The organism is Sphingomonas sp. TZW2008 (genome assembly GCF_002117915.1).
Lineage (GTDB): Bacteria > Pseudomonadota > Alphaproteobacteria > Sphingomonadales > Sphingomonadaceae > Sphingomonas.
Genome location: NZ_BDJB01000001.1, coordinates 42,426 through 60,040, shown reverse-complemented (window position 1 = coordinate 60,040; position 17,615 = coordinate 42,426). Strand labels below are relative to the sequence as shown.

General features: G+C 70.0%; 15 protein-coding genes. 10 read left to right on the top strand and 5 right to left on the bottom strand.

Annotated elements, in window-relative coordinates; genetic code table 11:
- The first annotated feature begins 65 nt into the window (after positions 1-65).
- Positions 66-1,532: a hypothetical protein gene (locus B7L05_RS00260; protein WP_085808215.1), complete on the top strand. Its 1,467-nt coding sequence runs from the start codon at positions 66-68 to the stop codon at positions 1,530-1,532.
- Here B7L05_RS00260 and B7L05_RS17300 read toward each other — a convergent pair.
- From B7L05_RS17300 to B7L05_RS00245, 3 genes are all read right to left on the bottom strand, one after another.
- Entirely contained in the window at positions 1,498-2,538 is a 1,041-nt protein-coding gene (locus tag B7L05_RS17300) for a glycosyltransferase family 4 protein (RefSeq protein WP_179187072.1), read from the bottom strand. The genes B7L05_RS00260 and B7L05_RS17300 overlap by 35 nt on opposite strands.
- Positions 2,535-3,851: a lipopolysaccharide biosynthesis protein gene (locus B7L05_RS17295; RefSeq protein ID WP_179187071.1), complete on the bottom strand. Its 1,317-nt coding sequence runs from the start codon at positions 3,849-3,851 to the stop codon at positions 2,535-2,537. The genes B7L05_RS17300 and B7L05_RS17295 overlap by 4 nt, the downstream gene beginning before the upstream one ends.
- A 76-nt stretch (positions 3,852-3,927) precedes the next feature.
- A complete protein-coding gene (locus tag B7L05_RS00245) occupies positions 3,928-4,899 on the bottom strand; it encodes an alpha/beta fold hydrolase (RefSeq protein WP_085808213.1) in 972 nt (323 codons plus the stop codon).
- A gap of 77 nt (positions 4,900-4,976) precedes the next feature.
- Here B7L05_RS00245 and B7L05_RS00240 point away from each other — a divergent pair, with 77 nt between their 5' ends.
- The gene (locus tag B7L05_RS00240) at positions 4,977-5,666 is read left to right on the top strand and encodes a DUF2490 domain-containing protein (protein ID WP_085808212.1); all 690 of its coding nucleotides are present in this window, start codon (positions 4,977-4,979) and stop codon (positions 5,664-5,666) included.
- Between the two features lie 102 nt (positions 5,667-5,768).
- Here the strand turns inward: B7L05_RS00240 and ctaD are convergent, their stop codons facing one another.
- Positions 5,769-7,448, bottom strand: a complete 1,680-nt coding sequence (gene ctaD / locus B7L05_RS00235) for a cytochrome c oxidase subunit I (RefSeq protein WP_085808211.1) — start codon at positions 7,446-7,448, stop codon at positions 5,769-5,771.
- 4 nt (positions 7,449-7,452) lie between these two features.
- Positions 7,453-8,643, bottom strand: a complete 1,191-nt coding sequence (gene coxB / locus B7L05_RS00230) for a cytochrome c oxidase subunit II (protein WP_085808210.1) — start codon at positions 8,641-8,643, stop codon at positions 7,453-7,455.
- Positions 8,644-8,858: 215 nt separating this feature from the next.
- Here coxB and pyrE point away from each other — a divergent pair, with 215 nt between their 5' ends.
- From pyrE to B7L05_RS00190, 8 genes are all read left to right on the top strand, one after another.
- On the top strand, positions 8,859-9,443 hold the full coding sequence (pyrE, locus tag B7L05_RS00225; protein ID WP_085808405.1) for an orotate phosphoribosyltransferase: 585 nt from the start codon (positions 8,859-8,861) through the stop codon (positions 9,441-9,443).
- Complete coding sequence (locus tag B7L05_RS00220) at positions 9,440-10,174, top strand: pyridoxine 5'-phosphate synthase (protein ID WP_085808209.1); 735 nt, start codon at positions 9,440-9,442, stop codon at positions 10,172-10,174. Before pyrE ends, B7L05_RS00220 begins: the two co-directional genes overlap by 4 nt.
- Complete coding sequence (gene acpS, locus B7L05_RS00215; RefSeq protein ID WP_085808208.1) at positions 10,171-10,590, top strand: holo-ACP synthase; 420 nt, start codon at positions 10,171-10,173, stop codon at positions 10,588-10,590. The genes B7L05_RS00220 and acpS overlap by 4 nt, the downstream gene beginning before the upstream one ends.
- 5 nt (positions 10,591-10,595) lie before the next feature.
- Positions 10,596-11,531 (top strand): signal peptidase I, encoded by a 936-nt coding sequence (gene lepB / locus B7L05_RS00210; protein ID WP_085808404.1) that lies wholly within the window; start codon positions 10,596-10,598, stop codon positions 11,529-11,531.
- Positions 11,528-12,619: an AI-2E family transporter gene (locus tag B7L05_RS00205; RefSeq protein WP_085808207.1), complete on the top strand. Its 1,092-nt coding sequence runs from the start codon at positions 11,528-11,530 to the stop codon at positions 12,617-12,619. The genes lepB and B7L05_RS00205 overlap by 4 nt, the downstream gene beginning before the upstream one ends.
- Positions 12,616-13,257, top strand: a complete 642-nt coding sequence (gene maiA / locus B7L05_RS00200) for a maleylacetoacetate isomerase (RefSeq protein WP_085808206.1) — start codon at positions 12,616-12,618, stop codon at positions 13,255-13,257. Before B7L05_RS00205 ends, maiA begins: the two co-directional genes overlap by 4 nt.
- 152 nt (positions 13,258-13,409) lie before the next feature.
- Entirely contained in the window at positions 13,410-15,032 is a 1,623-nt protein-coding gene (locus tag B7L05_RS00195; protein WP_085808205.1) for an alkaline phosphatase, read from the top strand.
- A 100-nt stretch (positions 15,033-15,132) separates the two neighbouring features.
- A complete protein-coding gene (locus B7L05_RS00190) occupies positions 15,133-17,613 on the top strand; it encodes a circularly permuted type 2 ATP-grasp protein (protein WP_085808204.1) in 2,481 nt (826 codons plus the stop codon).
- Positions 17,614-17,615 lie beyond the last annotated feature (2 nt).

The following is a 17,615-nucleotide window of genomic DNA, read 5'->3' as shown; positions in this document are numbered from 1 at the left end:
CGCTGGCTGCTAGCATCGCTGCGGGGAAGATGGGGGGAAGAACGATCGCCAAGCGCGCGCGATGCTTGTTCTACGCGGTCGCCATCGTGGCGCTGGCCGGGATGCAGGCGCTGCTCGGCGCCAGCGCCGGCGTGCTCGGCACGCTGGTGGTGATCGCCAGCGCGGCGCTGGCGCCACTGGCGAAGCGCAATCCGCGCGTGTCGGACGGGCTGTTCGCGCTCCTCTGCATCTACTTCGGCACCGCTAGCCTCGCCCTCAAGACGCTCGCCGGCCAGCCGGTGCAGGCGAACCTCGTCGTGCCCGAGACGACCGCAACCTACCTCCTCGCCGGCTTCGCCTCGATCACCGTCGGCTATGCCGCAAGCCACGCCGTGCGCCGACCTGCGCGCTTCGCCTTCCGCCTGCGCACCGTCACCGCCGATCCCGCGCGCCTCGCTTGGCTCGCCCCGCTCGCCTTCGCGCTCGGCGCGCTCTTCACCTTCCTCCAAACGCAGTTCCGCGCGATCGCCAGCAACGGCGGGTTCGAAGGCGGTGGCTTCGGCGGCTTCGGCACCTTCTATCCGCTACTCCTGCTCGGCGCCGGGCTGCAGGCGGCGCTCGTCGCGCAGCGCCCCGGTGCGATCGGGCCGAAGGCGCTGCTCGCCGCGATGGCGATCGTCGTCCTCGCGCTGACGCTTGCCGACAATACCAAGCGAACGCTGTTCGACTTCCTGCTCGTCGTCCTCGTCACCCTTGTCGCGTTCCGCGTTCGCCTGCGGTGGCGATGGATCGTGCCCGCTGCGATCGGCATGCTCGTCGCGGTCGGCTTCGTCGTGCCCGCGATCCAGATCGTGCGCACGCAGCCCGACGTGCGCGGCATCGGCCGCATCGTCGCCACCGCGCGTGTCATCGCCGCCGCGCGCTTCGATCCCGCGCGCCTCGCCGCCGATGCGGATCGCATCGCCGCCGGCTTCCAGCTCACCTATCATGACAGCTACGTCTATCCGCGCACCTGGAACACCGAACGCTTCACGATGATCCAGCCGATCGATCAGGTCGCGCGCGCGCTCGGCGATCGCGGAACGATGGGCCTCGCCGATCTGTGGCGCGATCCGGCGGAAACGCTGCTGCCCGGCTTCCTCCTGCACAAGACGCTGACGACCGCGCCCGATCGCATCGCCTGGCACTACGGCTTCCGTGCCAAGAGATCTATCGCACGCCCGGTCGTCGGGCTCGTCGCGAGCAGCCTCGCCGCACTCGGCTGGGTCGGGGTGCTCGTGCTGCCAGCGATCACCGTCGCGATCACCTTCGTCGCGCTTGATCTCGTGGCCGGGCGGCTCGTGGGCAACGCCTGGGCGGCGTTCGTCTTCGCCGCCACCGCCTTCCTCGCCGAGCGCGAGGTCAGCACCACCTTGTCGTTCTTCTGCCGCAGCTTTCCGTTCCTGCTGCTCGTCGGCGGCGCGCTCCTGCTGCTCGATCGGACGCGGCGGCGGCGGCGCGCGTTCGGCACGATCCGGGTCAGCGCTGCAGCAGGCGCCGCAGATTGGCGTTGAAAGCCGGCGCCGAATAGCATTGCTGCACCTTCGCGCGCCCTGCCGCGCCCATTCCCGCCGCCGCCTCTGGGTTGGTGAGGAGCGCGATCAGCGCCGCGGCCAGCGCCGGCACGTCGCCGGGCGGGACGGTGTAACCGTCGACGCCGTCGGCGATCATCGCCGCCGGCGCGCCGCCCTTCGCCGCCACCACCGGCACGCCGCGTGCCCACGCCTCGAGATAGACGATGCCGAACCCCTCCTTCGTCGACGGCAGCGCGAAGGCGCGCGCACCGGCATAGGCTTGTGTCAGCGCCATCTCATCGACGCCGCCCAGCAGGTCCACCCGCTTCCCCACACCGAGCGTCGCGGCCAAGCCGGCGAGTTCGGCGCGCAGCGGCCCCTCACCAATGATCATCAGCCGCGCCTCGGGCACGCTGGCGGCGACGATCGGTAGCGCACGGATCAGATCGTCGACGCGCTTCTCGCGCTCGCCTGCCCCCAGCCGCGCGACCGCGAGGACCGTTGGAGGCCCCCCGCCGCTCGCGCCGGCCGGGGGCGGCAGATCAACCGCATTGGGGAAAAGGTGGAAGCGATCCGGCGCGATCCCGAACGCCGCCGTCATGCGGTCGCGCGAAAAGTCGCTTACCACCGCAACGCGATCGACCAGTGCCCGCATCGCCGCCGGCTCCCAGCGGCGCACGCGGCGATATGCCGGATCGCCCCACACCTCGATGCCGTGCGCGAACAGCATCACCCGCCCCGCAGGGTTCATCAGCCGATAGCCAGCCGCGACCGGCAGGAGATTGACGTGCCCCAGCAGCAGCACCGGCGCGCTGCGCGCCGCGCGCCCGATCGCCCGCATCAGTCGCAGCCGGTCGCCGTTGACCGGCGCGTCGTTCAGCATCACGCACCGGGCGGGCGCTCCGATCGCGGTGAGCGCGGCAAGGACGCGTCGGTTGAAGCGCTGAATTCCCCCCGGGCCCTCGGCGGACAGGCCAACGAACAGCGTCGGCGGCAAATCACTCATGCGCGAGTTCGCCGCAATCCGCGCCACGTGACGGGGATCATCACGCCGTGCGCCGCGAGTAGCGCGAGCGCCGCGCCGCTCACCCCCAGATGCGCGATCAGCGGCACCGCGGCGAGCAGCGCCGCCCCGCTGACCGCGAGAAAGATTGGCGTCACCGCACCATGCCGGTTGGTCGCCGACACCGGGGTAAACAGCGCAGACCAGAGCATCTCCGCCGCGACCCCGAGCACGAGCAGCGTGAAGAACGGCTGGACGACCGCGACGCGGCCGTGCGTCAGCAGGCCGAGCGCTAGCGGCGCCGTCGCGAGCACGACGAGTGCGTAACAGGCGACGATCACCGCCGTTGCGCCCAGCTGCGTCCGTACCAGCCGATCGAAGCCGCGCGCCGCGCCCGCCCCGGCGAGCGCGGAATATTCGCTGACGACGCTGTTGTTGACCATGTTGGTCGCCGCCGTCCCGAGCCGCGCGAGCGTCCGTGAGGTGGCGAGCACCACCACGCTCGCGGGGCCGAGCAGCGCGCCGACGATCAGCACCGGCCCCTGGATCAGCAGCGCTTGCGCGACCGGCATTGCGGTATAGCCGATCGCCGGGCGCCACAGCCGCGCGATCTCGGCCCGCCGTGCCGCGGCGAACCCCAGCCGTAGCCATGCGGTACGGCGCTGCAGCCAGCGATAGGCAGCGATCGTCAGCACGATGCGCGTGAGCAGCGCGGCGGATGCCGCCGCGACGAAGCCGCCCCCCGCCAGCGCGGCCCCGCCGATCGCCGCGCCTTCCGCCAGCCGCCCGCTTGCTGCCCACATCGCCTCGCTCGCCGGCCGGTTCTCCGCGCGGATGCCCGCACAGACGAGCAGGAAGAACTGATAGACGAGCACGGTGCCGATCAGGAACAGCAGCGCGCCCGGTGCCGCTGCGCTCGTGCCGGGGGCGAGCGACAGCAGCGTCGATAGATCGACGCACATTACCGCGATCGCGCTCGCCACCAGCAGCAGCGGCGCGCCGACGCACAGCAGCGCGAAGATGCTCTGGAACGTCGCCACTGCGGCATCACGCTGCCCGCGCGCCACCGCCATCACCATCTCGTTCTTGGCAACGAAGGTGAAGCCGAGATCGCTGAACGAGAGATATGCCGGGATCGCCGATAGCAGCAGCCACGTGCCGTAGCCGCGTACGCCCCACGCTGCGAGGAGCACCGGCACCAGCCCCAGCTGGACCGCGATCGTGACGATCTGCGCATAGCCCTGCGCGCCGAGCGTGCGGCCCAGCCGCGCGGCCGCGGCGCGGTCGGGCAGCCCCGCCCCGCGCGCCGCAGCCATCTTGCCCAGGTATCGCCGCTGCCCCGTCACCCCGCGTGCAGCCTGCGGGGTTTGCGGCGACCGCGCAAGCGGCGCGTCAGCGTGGCCGCACGCGGCCCAGCCAATCGACTAGCAGGCGGTTGACCTCCTCGGGCCGCTCCTGCTGCGTCCAGTGGCCGCATCCCTCGAGCAGATGCCCCTCCACCAGCGGGACGTGCGGGCGCATTAGCGCGATCGGATCGGCGACCGCGCCGAACAGCGTCGTCGCGGGATCCTTGGTGCCGCCGATGAATAGCGCGGGCTTTTCGATCCGCCGTTCGCGATACGGCTGCAGCCATTCATGGTCGCGCTCGTGGTTGCGATAGCGGCTAATCGGGCCGAAGAAGCCCGACGCCTCGAACTCGGCGACGTAATAGTCGAGATCCTCAGGCGACAGCCACGCCGGGAACGGATCGGGATCGACCATGTCCTGCAGCAGCGTCGCACCGGCGGGCTTGTTGGGCCATGTGCCTTCGGGCGCGTCGCCCGAGATCGCATAGTAGAATTTGCGCAGAAAATCGCGCACGTCGCGCTCCGCTTCCGCCTCGGCGGGGCCGACCTCCTGGAACCATTCCTGGTAGAAGAAGCGGCCCTTGTTGGTGAACGCCTGGCGAAACACCTCGGTGAACGGCCGCGTCGAGACGCCGGCGTAGGGGACCGACAGCGCTGCGACGGCCGAGAAGGCATCGGGGCGCGTCAGCGCAGAATTCCACACCTGCGGCGCGCCCCAATCGTGGCCGACGATGATCGCGGGCGCATCGGGCTGGAGCGCGTGCGCGACCGCCGCGATATCCGCTACCAGCGCCTCCATCGCATAATCCTCGACGCGGGTGGGCTTGCTCGACCCGCCGTAGCCGCGCACGTCGATCGCGGCGGCGGTGAACCCCGCCTGCGTCACCGGCGCGAACTGGTGCCGCCACGAATACCAGCTCTCGGGAAAGCCGTGCACCATCAGCACCAGCGGCCCCGCGCCCTCGACCGCGACCCTGATCGTCGCGCCTTCCGTCTCGATCATGCGAAAGTCCGGCATCACCCGCTCTCCAACGTTTTGTTGCTATCGATGCGCGAACCATGACGCGCGCACGACGGTGCGGCTAGACGCATCGCATGCGACCGACGATGTTTTCCGCGCTTGGCGTGTGCCTTTCCCCAGTACTGGCCGTGCCGGCGGCAGCGCAGACCGTGCATGACGAAGGGGTGTGGATCAACGCCACCGTCATGGGGCCGATCAAGGATCGACTCGTCTTCTTCGCGGAGGTGCAGCCGCGCATCACCGACGGTGCCTCGCGCCTCTCCGCGCTGCTGCTGCGCCCCGCAATCGGCTGGCAGGTGTCAAAGGCGCTGACGGTCTACCAGGGCTACACGCGCGTCGTCGAGCCGGTTGACGGCCGACGCGACCGGCACGAGGACCGCCTCTTCCAGCAGGCGACGTGGAACGTCGGCAAGTTCGGCAAGCTCGAGGTGCAGTCGCGCACCCGGCTCGAGCAGCGCTGGCGGAACGACGGTGACGGCATGTCGCTGCGCGCGCGGCAGATGGTGCGGCTCGAATATCCGCTGCACGCCGGCGCCCGTCGCGTGGCGGTGATGGGATCGGCGGAGGGGTTCGTCGGCCTTACCCGCGCCGAGTGGGGCGGCACGAAGGGGTTCGACCAGCTGCGCAGCTTCGCCGGGTTAGAAATCCCGCTCGCCGGCACGTCGACGCTCGAGGCCGGGTATCTCAACCAGCTGCGCAACGGCCCCGGCAGCCGCACCGACATAGCGCATATCGCCTCGCTGACGCTGTTCGTGCGGCTCTAGCTGGGCGCCAGCGCGACCGGCGCATCTTGCGGTACTGTTAAAACGAAAACGCCCCATCAGTTTCCTGGCGGGGCGCTTCGTTTCACGTCCGGTCGGTCCGGCTCAGTGCTTCGAGTCCTCGATCACCGGCAGCGTCTCAAACTGGTGGAACGGCGGCGGCGAGGACAGCGTCCACTCCAGCGTCGTCGCGCCTTCGCCCCACGGATTGTCCGGCGCCTTCTTGCCCGCGATCAGCGACCAGATGATATTGACGAAGAAGATCGCCATACCCGCCGCCATGATTTCGTAGCCCAGCGTCGCGACGCCGTTCCACTGCGCATAGGCATCGGGATAGTCCGGGTAGCGCCGCGGCATGCCCTGAAGACCAAGGAAGTGCATCGGGAAGAACAGGATGTTCACGCCGATGAAGAACACCCAGAAGTGCAGCTGGCCGAGCAGCTCGCTGTACATCTTCCCCGACATCTTCGGGAACCAATAGTAGAAGCCGGCGAACAGCGCGAACACGGCGCCGAGCGACAGCACGTAGTGGAAGTGCGCCACCACGTAATAGGTGTCGTGCATGTAATCGTCGACGCCGCCGTTGGCGAGCACGACGCCCGTCACGCCGCCCACGGTGAACATGAAGATGAACCCGATCGCCCACGTCATCGGCGTCTTGAAGGTGAGCGAGCCACCCCACATCGTCGCGATCCACGAGAAGATCTTGATGCCCGTCGGCACCGCGATCACCATCGTCGCAGCGGTGAAGTACATCTTGGTGTTCACGCTGAGGCCGGTGGCGAACATGTGGTGCGCCCACACGACGAACCCGACCACGCCGATCGCGACCATCGCATAGGCCATGCCGAGGTAGCCGAACACCGGCTTGCGGCTGAACGTCGCGATGATGTGGCTGATGATGCCGAAGCCCGGCAGGATCATGATGTACACTTCGGGATGGCCGAAGAACCAGAACAGATGCTGGTACAGCACCGGATCGCCGCCGCCGGCCGGATCGAAGAAGGTCGTGCCGAAGTTACGATCGGTCAGCAGCATCGTGATCGCGGCAGCGAGCACCGGCAGCGCGAGCAGCAGCAGGAACGCCGTCACCAGCACCGACCAGGCGAACAGCGGCATCTTGTGCAGCGTCATGCCCGGTGCGCGCATGTTGAAGATCGTGGTGATGAAGTTGATCGCGCCCAGGATCGACGACGCACCCGAAAGGTGCAGCGACAGGATTGCCATGTCGACCGATGGGCCTGGCTCGCCATAGGTGGAGAGCGGTGCGTAGACCGTCCAGCCCGTACCCGCGCCGACGCCGAAGAACGGCGAGGCGAGCAGCAGCATGAACGATGGCACCAGCAGCCAGAAGCTGATGTTGTTCATGCGCGGGAAGGCCATGTCCGGCGCGCCGATCATCAGCGGGACGAACCAATTGCCGAACCCGCCGATCATCGCCGGCATCACCATGAAGAACACCATGATGAGACCGTGCGCGGTGATCATCACGTTCCACAGGTGCAACGCCTCGTCGAACGTGCCCGGGCCGTGCAGCATCGCCAGCCACGTCGGTAGATACTGGATGCCCGGTTCGCGAAGCTCGACGCGCATCAGGCCCGAGATCGCGCCGCCGATGATCCCCGCGAAGATCGCGAAGATCAGGTACAGCGTGCCGATGTCCTTGTGGTTCGTCGACATGAACCAGCGTTGAAAGAACGCGGGCTTGTGATCGGCATCATGGTGGTGGTGCGCGTCGTCGCCGTGCGCCTGGAACGCGGAGGGGTGAAGAGCGGTATCGGTCATGGTCTTAGCGTCCCGTGTCGCCGGTGCCGCCCGGATTGCCGGTGGCCCCCTGCGGGGAGGTGGTGGGTGCGACGGTCGCGTTCTCGACCGGGCCGGTGGCGTTGTCGGTCGCCGCGGCATCGGCATTGGCGGCGGCCGACGTGTCGGCGCCCGGCTGCGGGATCGCGGCGGCGGAGGCTTGGCCCGGCGTCGGCATCGTGCCGCCCTTGGCGCGGATCCACGCCGCGAACTGTGCCGGCGACACCGCCTCGACCGCGATCGGCATGAAGGCGTGGCGCGCGCCGCACAGTTCCGAGCACTGGCCGAAGTAGAGGCCGGGCTTGTCGATCGTGAAGCTCGTCTCGTTCAGGCGGCCGGGAACCGCGTCGAGCTTGATCCAGAACGCGGGCATCGCCCAGCTGTGGATCACGTCGTTCGCCGTGGTGATCAGCCGGATCGGCACGCCGACCGGCAGGACGATGCGGTTATCGACGGCCAGCAGCCGGGGGCCATCAGCGTCGGTGCGCGCGCGCTCCCCGGCGGCGACCTGGCTCTGCTCCTTCAGCATGTTGGCGGTGATCTCGATCCCGCCATGGTCGGGATATTGATAGCTCCAATACCACTGGTTGCCGATCGCCTTCAGCGTCACCGCGCCCGACGGCGCCGGCTTGAACTGCGCGGAGAGCAGCCCGATCGAGGGCACCGCGATCGCCACCAGGATCAGCACGGGGACGAGCGTCCAGACGACTTCGATGAAGGTGTTGTGGCTGGTCTTCGACGGCACCGGATTGCGCGCCTGGCGATAACGCACCATCACATAGACGAGCAGCACGAGCACCAGCAGCGAGACGATGGTGATCAGCGGGAAGAGGATCCTGTCGTGAAACCAGTGCGCGCGCTCGCCATTCTTGGTCACCTGCGGCTGGATCGTCATCAGCCCGTCGGTCGGCTGGCCGATCCCCGGCTGCGCGGTCAACCGCGGTGCGCCGTCGAGCGCGAGCGTCGGTGCGGCGGGCGCGGCGACGGGTACGCGGTCGGTCGTCGCGGTCGAATTGCCGATCGCGGTCGCGCCGGGCGTCGTCACCGGGCCCGAGGCCTCGACCGCCGCCGTCGGCGACGCTGCCGGTGCGGGCGCCGCCTGCTGCGCGGCAGCGGGCGCAAGCCCGGCCAGCGCAAGCCCTGCGGCCAGCATCAATCCCTTGAACGCGCTTTTCATCGTCTCGTCGTCACCCCTCGCGTCGTCTGGCGCGGCGCCGGCGCGTGCCCTGCGCGGAATCCGTCCATCGGGCGGCCTATACGCAGGGCGCGGGTGCGCCTCAAGCGCGGCTTGCGCTTTATTTGCCCGCCGCTTCGCCCCGCGCGTTGCGCCGCCGCGGGCGCCGCCGTATCTCGCACGCGCGGTCGGCGGACCGCGATGACGAGGACACAGGCGTGACCGAAGACGAGGTGCTGGCGGAGTTTCGCGCGGCGGACGCGCTGCTGGAGGGGCATTTCATCCTCTCCTCCGGGTTGCGCTCGCCGCGCTATCTCCAGTGCGCGCGCGTGCTGATGGATCCGCGCCGCGGCGCGCGGCTGGCCGAGGCGATCGCCGCGCGGCTGCCGGCCGATCTGCGCGCACGCATCACCGCGGTCGTCGCGCCGGCGATGGGCGGTGTCATCGCCGGGCACGAGATGGCGCGTGCGCTGGGGGTCGAGGCGATGTTCGTCGAACGCCCGACCGGCACGTTCGAGCTGCGCCGTGGCTTCCGGCTGGCGCCGGGCCAGGAAGTGCTGATGATGGAAGACGTCGTCACCACCGGGCTGTCGTCGCGCGAGGCGATCAAGGCAATCGAGGCGGCGGGCGGGCGCGTCGTCGCCGGCGCCGCGCTGGTCGACCGGTCGAACGGCAGCGCGGACATCGGCGTCCCCTTCTTTCCGCTGATCCGGCTCGACGTGCCGACCTACGCCCCCGACGCGCTGCCGCCCGAACTCGCCGCGATCCCCGCGATCAAGCCGGGCAGCCGGGCCGCGGCATGAGCGCGGCCCGCACGCTGCGCCTCGGCGTCAACATCGATCACGTCGCGACGGTGCGCAATGCGCGCGGCGGCGCCTATCCCGATCCGGTCCGCGCCGCGCTGCTCGCCGCAGAGGCGGGGGCGGACGGCATCACCGCGCACCTGCGCGAGGATCGCCGCCACATCACCGATGATGATATTGCGCGGCTGGTCGACGCGCTCGCCATCCCGCTCAACCTCGAAATGGCGGCGACCGACGAGATGCTCGCCATCGCGCTACGGCACCGCCCGCACGCGGTGTGCATCGTGCCCGAAAAGCGCGAGGAGCGCACGACCGAGGGCGGGATCGACGCCGCCGGGCAGCACAACCGTTTAGCGCCGATCGTCGCCGCGCTGCGCGACGCGGGCAGCCGCGTGTCGCTGTTCATCGAGCCCGACGCGCGCCAGATCGACGCCGCGCTGCGGCTCGGCGCGCCGGTGGTCGAGCTGCACACCGGCCGCTACTGCGAGCTCGATGGCGCGGCGCGTGCCGAGGAACTGCGCCGCCTCGGGGATGCCGCCGCGCTCGCCGCCAAGAACGGGATCGAAGTACACGCCGGCCACGGCCTCACCTTCGACAATGTCGCCCCCGTCGCCGCGATCCCGCAGGTGGTCGAACTTAACATCGGGCATTTCCTGATCGGCGAGGCGATCTTCACCGGGCTCGGCGACGCCATACGTCAAATGCGCGCCGCGATGGACGCCGCGCGTTGATCGTCGGGCTCGGCGCCGATCTGTGCAACATCGATCGGATCAAGGCGTCGATCGACCGCTTCGGCACCCGCTTCGAGGACCGCGTCTTCACCCCCGCCGAGCGTGACCGGGCGCGCGCCCGCCCGTTCACCGCGGCGGGCAGCTACGCCAAGCGCTTTGCCGCGAAGGAAGCGTTCGCCAAGGCGCTCGGCACCGGATTCCAGCACGGCGTAGCGATGCGCGACATCGGCGTCGTCAGCGCGGCGACCGGCTGGCCGACGCTCGCGGTGACGGGCGGCGCGAAGGCGCGGCTTGACGCGATGATCCCGCCCGGCCACGCGCCGCGCATCCATCTGACGCTGACCGACGATCATCCCTGGGCGCAGGCCTTCGTGGTCATCGAAGCGGTCGCGGTCGAGAAAGCATTAGCCGAGTGAGTGACGTGGCGGACGATCTGGCATTGACGGGCGAACCCATTGCGGACGAGCCGCAGCGCCGCCACACCCGCGGGTTCGATTGGTGGGGCGAGGCCAAGGGGCTGTTCTGGCTGATCCTCGCGGTGCTCGGCTTCCACAGTTTCATCGCCAAGCCGTTCTACATCCCCAGCGAATCGATGCTGCCGGGGCTCGAGGTCGGCGATCGGCTGGTGGTGTCCAAATTCGCCTACGGCTGGTCGTTCGTCTCGCCGACGATCCCCGATCCGGTGGCGATCTTCCGCGGCGCGGTGCTGCGCCAGCCGGTGGACAGCTGGTCGTGGCAGCCGCCGGCGTGGCACGGCCGGATCTGGGGTAAGCTGCCCGTGCGCGGCGACGTCGTCATCGTCACCCCGCCGGGGCAGAGCAGCGACTATATCAAGCGCGTCATCGGCCTGCCGGGCGACACGCTTCAGGTCCGCGGCGGCACCGTGATCCTCAACGGGCGTCCCGTTTCGCGCGGCCCGATCCACTATCGCGACCTGCCGGTAGACGCGAACGCCACGTGCGACATGTGGCAATATCCCGATGCGCGCACCCGGCTGCCGAGCGGCGCAGAAGTCTGCCGCCTGCCGATCGTCACCGAGACGCTGCCCAACGGTCGCCGCTTCGACACCGTCGAACTGGGCGAGAGCCCGGGTGATGATTACGGCCCGATCCGTATCCCTGCCGACCGCGTATTCCTGATGGGCGACAATCGCGATCGTTCGGCCGACAGCCGCTTCGCGCTGGGCGGCAGTGAGAAGGGGCTCGGCGGGCCGGTGCCGTGGGAGAATATCGGCGGCCGCGCCGAATTCATCACCTTCTCCGTCGACGGCAGCGCGACGCTCAACCCGCTCACCTGGTGGCCGGCGCTGCGCTCGGGCCGTGCCGGCACCTCGCTCCATCCGGAAGAAACGCGATGACCGAAGTGCGCGGCGATCAGACGGGGGTCGACGTCGTCGATGGCGCCAGCCCGCACGAGGTGCGCGACGCTGGGACGCGGCACGAGATCCGCCGCGCCGCGGTGTGGCTCGGCATGGCGAGCGCGATCGCGTTGGTCGTGCTGCTCGTCCAGCCGCTGCTGATCATCTTCGCCGGGCTCGTCTTCGCTGCGTTGCTCGACGGCGGGGTTCGCCTGCTCGGCCGCGTGCTGCCGATCGGACGCGGCTGGCGGCTGCTGATCGTCTGCCTGCTGACGATCGCCTTCCTTGTCGGCACCTTCTACCTCACCGGCGTCCAGGTCGCCGAACAGATCACCCAGCTGCGTACCACGCTCGAAGACCAGGCGACGCGTGTGTCGGTGTGGCTCAGCCGCCAGGGGCTGATGCCCGGCGCGTCCGACATCAACGGCATCGCGCGCCAGGCGTTGAGTTCGGCCGGGCGGCTCACCTCATGGGTCGGCACGGTGTTCGGCGCGCTGACGACGATGTTCATGATCGTCGTGATCGGGCTGTTCGTGGCGATGGACCCGCGCGTCTACGATCGCGGGCTGCAGTGGATGGTGCCCGAGCGCAACCGCGCCGAGTTCGCGATCACTGTCGCACGGATGAGTCACACGCTGCGCCGGCTGCTGTTCGGCCGCATCCTCGGCATGGTCGCCGAAGGCGTGCTGACGTGGCTCGCGCTGATGGCGGGCGGGGTGCCGATGGCCGCGATCCTCGGCATCCTCACCGGCCTGCTCGCCTTCATCCCCAATATCGGCGCGTTCATCTCGGGCGCGCTGATGATCGCGGTGGGCTTCTCTGCCGGGTATGACGCCGGGCTGTGGGCGATCGGCACCTATGTGGTCGTGCAGACCTTCGACGGCTACGTGCTGATCCCGATCGTCGCCAAGCGCACCGTCGACATGCCCCCCGCGCTGACGCTCGGCACGCAGATCATGGCGAGCGCGCTGTTCGGCATCCTCGGCCTCGCGCTCGCCGATCCGATGACGGCGATGATCAAGACTGCGATGGAACGCCGCAGCGAGACGGTCGAGGACGGCGACGACGAAGGGGAGGCCCGCGCATGAAGATCGTCCTCCACGATTACTGGCGCTCGTCGGCGTCGTACCGCGTCCGGCTGTGCCTCAACCTCAAGCACGTCGCCTACGATTGCGTCGCGGTGAACCTGCTCGCCGGCGAGCAGAGCGGCGCGGACAATCGCGCGCTCAACCCGCAGGGGTTCGTGCCGACGCTCGTCGTCGACGACCGCCCGCTGGTGCAGAGCCTCGCGATCATCGATTTTCTCGACGCGACGTTCAAGGATCCGCCGATGGTGTCGTCCGACGCGGCGACGCGTTCGGGGCAGCTCGCCCGCGCGCTCGTCGTCGCCGCCGACATCCATCCGATCGATAATCTGCGCGTGCTGAAGCGGCTGGAAACGCAGTTCGGTGCCGACCAGGCGGCGAAGGACGACTGGTATCGTCACTGGGTCGCCGACGGCCTCGCCGCGCTTGAGACGATGGCAAAGGAAGCGCTGCCCGGCGGCGAATTCCTCGGCGGCGCGTCGCCCGACATCGCCGATCTGTGCCTTGTGCCGCAGCTCTACAACGCCCGCCGCTTCGCGGTACCGCTCGACGCCTATCCCCGGCTGCTGATGGCAGAGGCCGCGATGCTCGCGCTGCCCGAAGTCGCCGCCGCCGCGCCCGAGCGCGTTAAGTCCGACTGAACTGACGCGGGCGACCGCGCGCACCTGATCGGGCCGCTGCACGTCGCGCGCAACAACGCCCGCGCCGGGCCTATCCCCCGCGACGCCGATCTGTCACCTTACGCGGGCAGGAGGCGGCACGAGCCGCACCGCATCGGCAGGGGAGATGCTCTATGATCGAGGTAAGCCGCCGTTCGCTGCTCGCGACCGGCATGTTCGGCGCGGGCGCACTTGCGCTGCCCGGCCTGTCGGCGGCGCAGACCGTACTCGCCGCGCGCGGCTTCACCCACGCGGTGGCGAGCGGCGAGCCCGGCGCGGATACGATGCTGCTGTGGACGCGCTACGTCCCCGCCACCGGCAACAGCGTGACGCTCAAGGTCGAGGTGAGCGAGACGCCCGATTTCGCGCGGATCGCGGCTGGTGGCGAGGCGATTACCGGACCGTGGCGCGATTGGACCGCGAAGATCACCGTCACCGGCCTCCGCCCCGGCCGCCGCTACCTCTACAGATTCGTCGCACCCGACGGCAGCTATTCGCCGGTCGGCCGCACCAAGACGCTGCCCGACGATCGCGCGTCGCGCTTCAAGGCGGCGATCTTCTCCTGCTCGAACATCGGCTTCGGCTTCTTCAACGCCTATGCCCACGCCGCCGCGCGCGACGACCTCGATCTCGCGCTCCACCTCGGCGACTATTTCTACGAATATGCCAACGGCACCTATCCGGCGCTGCAGGAGGTGGTGGCGAACCGCCTGCCGCAACCCAAGGGCGAGATCATCCACCTCGCCGACTATCGCCTGCGCTACGCCAGCTACCGCGCCGACCCCGATCTTCAGGCGCTGCACGCGCGGCTGCCAGTGATCGCCTCGTGGGACGATCACGAGAGCGCCAACAACAGCTGGGAGGGGGGCGCGCAGAACCACGATCCGGCGACCGAGGGCGATTGGAATGCGCGCAAGGCGGCCGCGATCCAGGCGTGGCGCGAGTGGATGCCCGTCTCGGACGAGCCGTGGAAACGCTACGACATCGGCCGCCTCGCCACCCTGTTCCGCACCGACACGCGGCTCGCCGCGCGCACGCAGGGCACCGACATCGGCGATCTGTTGCGCGCGCCCGATCCGGCTCGCGCGCTCGCCGCGTTCCGTGACGGCGCCTGGAACGATCCCGCGCGCACGATGCTGGGATCGCAGCAGGAGGACTGGCTGTATCGCGGCCTCGCGCAATCGGTGCGCGACGGCGCGCGCTGGCAGATCGTCGGCTTCGGCACGATCATGGGGCAGATGCGCGTCCCCGCCGAGACCGAGGGCTGGCTGTCGCAGGCGCGGCCGTTCGCCGCCAATTACGTGCGCGCCGGCATCGCGGCGGGCAAGGCGGGCCTGCCGTCCGATCTCGACAATTGGGGCGGCTACCCCGCCGCCCGCGCGCGCTTCCTCAACGCGGCGCAAGCGGCGGACGCGAACCTCGTCGTGCTGTGCGGCGACAGCCACAACGCCTGGGCGTTCGATCTTGCACAGGGCTCGTCCGTCGGCGTCGAGTTCGCCGGCCACGCGGTCACCTCGTCGGGCTATGAGAGCGCACTCGCGGTCGATCCCACCACCGTCGCGCGCGCGCTGGTCAAGGCAAGCCCCGAGCTCAAATGGTGCGACACCAGCCGCCGCGGCTACATGGCGCTCACCGTCACGCCCGATCGCGTCAGCAACGACTGGCTGTTCGTCGACACCGTCCGCACGCGCACGCCCGCCGCCACCGTCGGGCACACCGCCGTCGCGCGGCGCGGACGACGCATGATGGACGCCTGATCGCGGCGGCGCCTTAGCTGTCGGCTGCACGATTTGCATATTGCGCCGCCGCATCGCTCCGCTAGGGTCGCCGCCGCCGCGTATCTGGGAGTCGGCTCGCTTGGCGACACAGCCTGTCCTGTCCGATCCCGCCGCGCAGGCCGGCCGCTGGATCGCCGACTATTGCGCGCACGCCGGCGCCGGCGGCGACGTGCTGTGCGGCGGTGATGACGCGCCATGGGCGGCGATGTTCGCCGAACTCGCCAGCCTCGTCGGTGACGATCTCGGCCATGCGCGCGAGCGCGTCCAGCGCCACGCCGCCGACATGGGTACGGGCTTTCGCGTCGCGGGCGAGAACGAGGAACGCCCCTGGCCGCTCTCGCCCGTCCCGCTGCTGATCGACAGCGACGAGTGGCGCGGCATCGAACGCGGCGTGATCCAGCGCGCCGGGCTGCTCGAGACGATCATCACCGATCTTTACGGCGAGGCACGGCTCGTCAGCCAGGGTCTCGTCCCGCCGTCGCTCATCGCGGGCAGCCAATATTATCTGCGCCAGCTCGTCGGCCTCACGCCGCCGGGGCGCCATCACTTGCACTTCCTCGCGGTCGATCTCGGCCGCGGGCCGACCGGCGAGTGGCGCGTCCTCGCCGATCACCTGCGTGCGCCGGTCGGCGCGGGCTATGCGCTCGAGAACCGGCTGGCGGTCAGCCGCACGCTCGGCGGGCTCCAGGCGCGGCTCAACGTCGCGCGGCACGCGCCGTTCTTCGCCGCCTTCCGCGACGGGCTCGCCGCGCTGTGCCGGCGCAGCGATCCGCGCATCGGCCTGCTCACCCCCGGGCGCTACAATGCGAGCTACGCCGAACAGGCGCACCTCGCGCGCTACCTCGGCCTGCTGCTGGTCGAGGGGGCGGATCTCGCCGCGCTGGAGGACAAGGTCTACGTCCGCACGATCGGCGGATTGAAGCGGATTGACGCGTTGTGGCGGCGGCTCGATCCACGCTTCCTCGATCCGCTCGCCTTCGACACCCACTCGCAGATCGGCGTCCCCGGGCTGATCGACGCTTATGCCGCGGGCAACGTCGTCCTCTCCAACGCGCCGGGCGTCGGCGTGCTCGAGGCGCCGGCATGGCACGCCTTCCTGCCGCAACTCTCGACGCGGCTGACCGGCGCCGATCTCAGCCTGCCCAACATCGCCACTTGGTGGTGCGGGCAGGATCGCGAGCGGGCACGGGTGGAGGAGGATCTTGCCAACCTCATCATTGCCCCCGCGTTCGGATCGGGCACGCTCGGTCTTCCCGACGACGCGCCGATCGCCGGCGGCGATCTGACGCCGGTGCAGCGCGACGCCCTGCTCGCCGACATGGCGCGCCGCCCGCAGGATTATGTCGGACAGGAAATCGTGCGGTTGTCGACGATGCCCGTCGTGTCGGGCCACGATCTCGTTGCGCGCCCGTTCAACCTGCGTGTGTTCGCCGCGCGCGGCGCGGACGGCGCGTGGACCGTCCTGCCCGGCGGCTTCGCGCGCATCGGCGAGCGGCCCGATCCGCGCGCGGCGGTGATGGGCGAGGGCAGCTGGTCGGCCGACGTCGTCGTCCACGGCCGCCAGCGCGTCGATCCCATCTCGCTGCTCCCCGCGCCCGATTCGCACCACGTCCGCCGCAATCCCGGCACCCTGCCGAGCCGCGTCGCGGACAATCTCTTCTGGCTCGGCCGCTATCTCGAACGCGGCGAGGCGCTGCTCGCCATACTGCGCGTGATGCTCGGTAATTCGATCGACGCCGATGGCGGCGCGGCGCTCGGCCCCGATACGGTCGGGCGGCTCGTCGGGTTGGTCGCCGGCGCAGGGGCGGCACCCGCGCCCGCCTCGCTCGCCCGCGCCGACCTGCGCCAGATGGCGCGCATCGCGATGGAATCGACCGGGGGCGAGTGGCAGTCGGTCGCCGAGATCAACCGCCACGCGCGGCGCATCGGCGACGGCTCGCGCGATCGGCTGTCGGCGGACGTGATGCGGCTGCTCGACGCGCCCTTCCCCAGTCACCGCGGCATGCTCGATCGCGCCGGATCGCTCCAACGCCGCTACGCCGCGATCGCCGGACTGTCGGCCGAACACATGAGCCGCACTGCGGCGTGGCGCTTCCACGATCTTGGCCGCCGCATCGAGCGCGCCGGCGCCATCGTCCGCGCGACGCGCGCGTTCGGCCTGCCCGGCGCCTCGCTCGACGATCTGTCGACGCTGCTCGATCTCGCCGACAGCCAGATCAGCTATCGCCAGCGCTATCTCACCGGCCTCGCGCGCGTGCCCGTGGTCGATCTCGTCGCGCTCGATCCGGGCAACCCGCGCGCGCTCGCCTTCCAGGTCGAACGGATCTGCGAGCATGTCGCGGCGCTGCCCGTGCTCGACGACGACGGCATGGCTGAGCCGCAGCAGGCCGAGGCGACCGAGCTCAAGGCGATCGTGTCGATCGCGCGCGCCGCGATGCTCGACGCCGATACGCTGAACGAACTCGAACGCCGGCTCGGGCGCCTGTCCGACGCCGTTGCGCGGCGCTACTTCCTGCAGGGCGCCGAACCGCTGCGCGCCAGCGGGCTGACGCTCGCCTGATC